Annotated in this window: 1 pseudogene; it reads left to right on the top strand. The window is 61.2% G+C overall.

Going from position 1 to position 405, the window contains the following annotated elements:
- Positions 1 to 169: 169 nt before the first annotated feature.
- Positions 170 to 405: pseudogene (locus U9977_RS24305) on the top strand (group II intron reverse transcriptase/maturase); the annotation flags it as partial.

The following is a 405-nucleotide window of genomic DNA, read 5'->3' as shown; positions in this document are numbered from 1 at the left end:
AAAGGGAGCGCGCCGTACAGCGGAAACTGGAGGCGCTGAGTACCGACGCGGCACACGCTGGCGGACCGGCTCGTAGTAGCGTCGAAGCCCCTGTAATGGGGGCAGAGCGAAGGGGTCGGCTCATCCTGATGAGTTCGTTCGGGCAACCAGCGATGCTGGGAGGGATCGAGTGGGGTCATCAAAGTCTACAGAGAAGCCGTTCAACATATCGAAGGGACTTGTCTGGGCGGCGTACCAGAAGGTAAAGGCCAACAAGGGCGCTCCGGGAGCGGACGGGCAGTCCGTCGACGCGTTCGAGAAGGATCTGAAGAACAATCTGTACCGGATCTGGAACAGGATGTCGTCGGGCAGCTACTTCCCGCCCCCGGTGAAGGCGGTGGAGATACCGAAGGCGCATGGTGATGG

The organism is Protofrankia sp. Cas8, from assembly GCF_963555845.1.
Classification (GTDB): domain Bacteria; phylum Actinomycetota; class Actinomycetes; order Frankiales; family Frankiaceae; genus Protofrankia.
The sequence above is the reverse complement of the archived record's forward strand: the minus strand, read 5'-3'. Positions and strand labels throughout refer to the sequence as shown.